Source organism: Mesorhizobium sp. M7A.F.Ca.AU.002.02.1.1 (assembly GCF_003998535.1).
GTDB classification, from domain to species: domain Bacteria; phylum Pseudomonadota; class Alphaproteobacteria; order Rhizobiales; family Rhizobiaceae; genus Mesorhizobium; species Mesorhizobium ciceri.
This window is the reverse complement of sequence record NZ_RZPB01000535.1, coordinates 1-4,267: the sequence shown is the minus strand read 5'-3', so window position 1 is coordinate 4,267 and position 4,267 is coordinate 1. Positions and strand designations below refer to the sequence as shown.

Sequence of the window (4,267 nt, the reverse complement as noted above, 5' to 3'; positions counted from 1 at the left end):
TTCGGCAACCACCCAGGATTGCGAGGGATCCACGCCGGGCAGAAACACGCCGAATTCTTCGCCGCCGATGCGGCCGACGATATCGCTGCCACGCAGTTGCCCCTTGATCGCCTGCGCTATCAGTTTGAGGGCCTGATCGCCGCAATCATGGCCCAGGCGGTCATTGATCGACTTGAAGTGGTCGGCGTCGATGATCAGCAGCGCCCCCGAACGGGTCTGCTCCTGCTTGCGGGTCTGCTCGAGATAGGCTTCGACCAGCATCGAGAAGGCGCCACGGTTCAGCACCGCCGTCAGGCTGTCGGTCGCGGCGATGACGCTGAGATCGCGCTGCGCGATGGCCAGCTGGCGAATCTTCCACATCAGGAAAAACAGAAACGAGCCGCCCAGCACCAAAGGCAGCATCAGGTCGGTCATCTGCGCCCGCCACACGGCCTCGGGCGAAAGATAGGGAAAATTGAAGGAATCGACGAAGAACGCCACGGCAATGAAGAATGCCGTACCGACTGCCGTGACAGCGATCACCCTGCCCCAGCTCGTCGGCGACAGATCGAGCTTCATCGCGTCCACTCCGTTAGCCGTCGCTACTATGACGCACCAACCCAAACAAATTGATAAGACTTTCCCTCCAATTCGATGTCGGCGGCGGAATCAAATCCACCGGCCAACCAGCCCCTGCCTATGACTTGCGACAGACGCTTGGGCAGACGCCACAGGACGGCCGCTGGAAAGCAGCCATCCTGTTTCAAAGTGTGAAGGCGTGGGCCAATTGCCGGCCGGGCAAGGGCAAAACGGCGCGCGAAGCCAGATCGCCCGTCGTCAGTTGAGCGTCGGTTCACCCAGCGCATCGACGACAAAGGATGCCGCGATCAGGTCGTCGGCATCGAGACGCAGGGAGCCTCCGTCGCCTCCCATGGCTGAAGCCACTTTTTGAAAGGTCTTCATTTCGTATTCCGTGATCCGGGCGTCCTGCATCCTGGCCCTGAGATCGGCAATGCGCCGATCGAGGGCCGAAGATATCCCTATTTCTCGCTTCGACATGGCAACACTCCTCCCCACCCTTGTTTGCCTCCCGCCTGTCCACTTTTATATGAGGGTCCGCGAATACAGCGGGCCGAACGCGCCGTGCGCGGGAAGGTTCCGAAAAGGCCGAGTAACGAAATAATACGCTGGCGCCGAGCCACGCCCGCGGACTTTTCTATATCAGACGCAGCTAATCCTTGACGCCGGCAGATGCCGCCCCAGAATCAGAGCATGGCAATAAAGTCGGCGACGAGGTGGCGGTCATGGCGACGGTGCTGAAGCGCGTCACGAAGGACCGCGTCAGCGTGTCGATCCCCGGTCTTCCGCATTCGGTCATTGATCCGGCAACCAGGCTGACCAGGGGCCAGCAGATGGAATTATCCGGCGACGTTAAGCGGATCGACGGCGACAAGGTCACGGTGTCGCTCGGGACAATGGTCACGGTGGATCTGGACAAGGCGGGCCTGGTGCAAAGCCGTGTCCCACCGAAGCGAAGGACCGTCAGGATGTGAACAAGCGAAGCGCCACCGTCTCAGGGACCCAACCCCTTACACCCCAGCAGTGCAGAGCTGCACGAGCGATCCTGAAGTGGTCGCAGGTGCGACTCGCCGCGAAGTGCGGCCTCAGCGAAGGAACGATTGGCAGTTTTGAGAGCGGGCGAAGGATTCCCAGTCCCGCCAAGCTGGCTGCCATCCGTCGAGGCTTGGAGGCAGCGGGCGTGGTTTTCATCGATCAGAAGACCGCAGTGACAAAGAGCGGTCCGCCTCGCGAAACTATTAGTGGAACATAATTTAGACATCGCTGTTAGGCCGTAAATGGGAGGCGCGCGATGTCACAACATGAAATCGGCATTGTTTCGGACTGGTCGAAATTGGTGGCGGACGATCCTCTGATCGCCGCCGATATAATCCAGCGCCTTTCTGTGCGCGCTTGCAATGACAACGCTGCCACCGCCGCCGACGTCCCGTCGCCCGGCACCGAAACATTTCGGGGTCCCGACATAACCAGCCTCGCAACACCCACCGAGTATCCTCGGCCGATCGTGCTCCTAGCGACGATCTATGCGTCGACGGTCCTGGGGGTAACGCTGCTTCTGGCGGCGGCGGTCTGAGCGCACGAGGCCTGATACCGCTCTCTGAAAGCCCGTGTCTCCGGTATAAACCGTAACCTATGTGTCCGGAACGGACCGAAAGGCTTTGGCGATCCCGACAGGATTCGAACCTGTGACCATCGGCTTAGAAGGCCGGTGCTCTATCCAGCTGAGCTACGGGACCGCTGGCCGGCCCTTGGGCCGGCTGGATATTCTGGCGCCGGGCGCCGTTCAATGCGTCCAGGGCGTCCTGCGGTCATAGCGGAAATTCTCCGCATAGGAAATCTGGCGGCGCTTGGTCTCTTTCGGCTCTTCGACGCGGAAAGCGAGCCCTTGCTTTTCGGCGTAGGCGACCGCCTCTTCGCGCGTGTCGAAGCTAAGCCTGATCTGGCTTCTCATGTCTGCCGACGTCGTATAGCCCATCAGCGGGTCGATCTTCTTGCGCGACTCGGGATCGAATTCCAGCACCCAGTAACCGGTCTTGGCCTTGCCGGACTGCATCGCGGTTTTGGCTGGGCTGAAAATGCGCGCGGACATGGCCACCTCGTTGTTGTGCAAGGCAGCATCGCCACCCTTCGCCCGTCATTACTGCGCAATGCGCACGGCGGCAAGGTTTTTGCTCTCGCAGGTTTTTGCACTTGCCATGCACCACCGAAATGAATAGGCAACAGACCGTTCGGAGTGTAGCGCAGCCTGGTAGCGCATCTGGTTTGGGACCAGAGGGTCGGGAGTTCGAATCTCTCCACTCCGACCATCCCCCCACAGCCCAATGCCCGGCGCAGCCATACGGTTCACTTGCTGCGGCACCGGCCGTGTGTCCGGCAGCCGCGGGCGGTTCGGCAAACAGGGGGGTCAGATGCTTGGAATCGATGCCTGGGTGTCGCTTTTCGGACCGGCCTACTTTGCCTATGCCGGCATAACGGTTCCGGTCATGGTGACGTGGGCAATTGCCTGCGCCGCACTGGCGATGTGGAATAACCGTGAAAGCCGCAGACAGGCGAGGCAGGCCCCGGGCGCCGTGGTCTCCCGCTCCTGGCGTGTCAGTATCGGGATGTTTGTGCTGGTCGCCGCCGGCTATATCGCCGCTCACTCTGCCGTCTATCTCGCAGTCCGTCATTTCGCCAGAATGTGGCTCTGATCGCCAGAATGTGGCTCTGAGACCGGCCTCTCAGGCTCAGATCTCGAACTCGCCCTGCCCTTCATCCATGGCACTGACGGTTTCGGCTGCCAGCGCCCTGGTGATCGGCGTCTTGCGTTCGAGCGCGGTCCGGTCGAGCCGCTCCACCACGCGCATCGCTGTCGCCAGCGAGCGCTCGATGCGGCGGACCAGATATTGCACGACATGCGGTTCGACCTCGATCTGACGGTCGGCGAAGAGTTTTGTGATGACGCCTGCCAGCAGGAGATCGTCGGGCTCATGAATTTCGACTGTCGCAGCCGCCTTCAGCCGCGAGGCAAGATCAGGCAGGCCAACACCCCAGGCCGAGGGAAAGCGGCGCGCCGTCAGAAGCAGTTGCGAGCCGGCACCACGCACCGCATTGATCAGATGGAACAGGCCTTGTTCGTCAACCGTCCCGGTATCGACATCGTCGATCAGCGCCGGCCGCGCGCCGAGATTGGCGATGCTGTCGCCGATGCGCCTGGCGTCGACCGCCGCCGCATTGGCACGCGCGCGCCAGATCGAGGCCAGATGCGTCTTGCCAGAACCCGCGGGACCGGCCAGCACCACCACCGGCGATGGCCAGTCCGGCCAGCGGTCGACCAGCGCAACCGCCTGGTTGTTGGTGCCGGAGACGACGAGTTCGTCACGCGAATAGCCGGTGCCATGGCCGAGGTCGAGCGGCAACTGGCGCGGCGGGTCGGTTGGCTGGGCAGTCACTTCAGCGACGCGGTTGCGTGCGGTGGCCGCCGCCGCGATCGGCCGGAAGCTGCGGCACAGGTGCCGCGCCGCGACCCTTGTAGAGCGGCGATTCGAGATAGCGGGCTATTGCGAACCGCACCAGCACGGCGACGGCGGCCGAAGCCGGCACCGCGATCAACAAGCCGACGAAGCCGAACAGCGCGCCGAAGGCAAACAGCGAAAACATCAGCCATACCGGGTGCAGGCCGACGCTCTTGCCGACCAGCCGCGGCTGCAGGATGTTGCCCTCGATGAGC

The 4,267-nt window shown here is 62.3% G+C and carries 9 protein-coding genes and 2 tRNA genes; 5 read left to right on the top strand and 6 right to left on the bottom strand.

The annotated features are described in order from the left end of the window. On the bottom strand, positions 1–558 hold a 558-nt coding region (locus EN879_RS40670; RefSeq protein WP_164774581.1), incomplete at its 3' end, for a GGDEF domain-containing protein. Between the two features lie 258 nt (positions 559–816). Then, complete coding sequence (locus EN879_RS26075; RefSeq protein ID WP_013532436.1) at positions 817–1,038, bottom strand: hypothetical protein; 222 nt, start codon at positions 1,036–1,038, stop codon at positions 817–819. Between the two features lie 179 nt (positions 1,039–1,217). Here EN879_RS26075 and EN879_RS26070 point away from each other — a divergent pair, with 179 nt between their 5' ends. From EN879_RS26070 to EN879_RS26060, 3 genes are read left to right on the top strand one after another with little or no spacing between them, the layout of a single operon-like run. Beyond that, positions 1,218–1,532: a hypothetical protein gene (locus EN879_RS26070; RefSeq protein ID WP_244514287.1), complete on the top strand. Its 315-nt coding sequence runs from the start codon at positions 1,218–1,220 to the stop codon at positions 1,530–1,532. Further along, the gene (locus EN879_RS26065) at positions 1,529–1,810 is read left to right on the top strand and encodes a helix-turn-helix transcriptional regulator (RefSeq protein ID WP_013532438.1); all 282 of its coding nucleotides are present in this window, start codon (positions 1,529–1,531) and stop codon (positions 1,808–1,810) included. Before EN879_RS26070 ends, EN879_RS26065 begins: the two co-directional genes overlap by 4 nt. A gap of 39 nt (positions 1,811–1,849) precedes the next feature. Next, positions 1,850–2,131, top strand: a complete 282-nt coding sequence (locus EN879_RS26060; protein WP_013532439.1) for a hypothetical protein — start codon at positions 1,850–1,852, stop codon at positions 2,129–2,131. 86 nt (positions 2,132–2,217) lie between these two features. Here the strand turns inward: EN879_RS26060 and EN879_RS26055 are convergent. After that, positions 2,218–2,294, bottom strand: a tRNA-Arg gene (locus tag EN879_RS26055). Positions 2,295–2,341: 47 nt separating this feature from the next. After that, entirely contained in the window at positions 2,342–2,647 is a 306-nt protein-coding gene (locus EN879_RS26050; protein ID WP_013532440.1) for an ETC complex I subunit, read from the bottom strand. Positions 2,648–2,787: 140 nt separating this feature from the next. Here EN879_RS26050 and EN879_RS26045 point away from each other — a divergent pair. Beyond that, positions 2,788–2,864: transfer RNA gene (locus EN879_RS26045), tRNA-Pro, on the top strand. 102 nt (positions 2,865–2,966) lie between these two features. After that, a complete protein-coding gene (locus EN879_RS26040) occupies positions 2,967–3,248 on the top strand; it encodes a hypothetical protein (protein ID WP_013532441.1) in 282 nt (93 codons plus the stop codon). A gap of 36 nt (positions 3,249–3,284) precedes the next feature. On the opposite strand, the gene hdaA is transcribed toward EN879_RS26040, so the two are convergent. Further along, positions 3,285–3,989, bottom strand: a complete 705-nt coding sequence (gene hdaA / locus EN879_RS26035; protein WP_013532442.1) for a DnaA regulatory inactivator HdaA — start codon at positions 3,987–3,989, stop codon at positions 3,285–3,287. A 1-nt stretch (position 3,990) separates the two neighbouring features. Next, a partial coding sequence (locus EN879_RS26030) for an AI-2E family transporter (RefSeq protein ID WP_127274331.1) occupies positions 3,991–4,267 on the bottom strand: 277 nt, incomplete at its 5' end.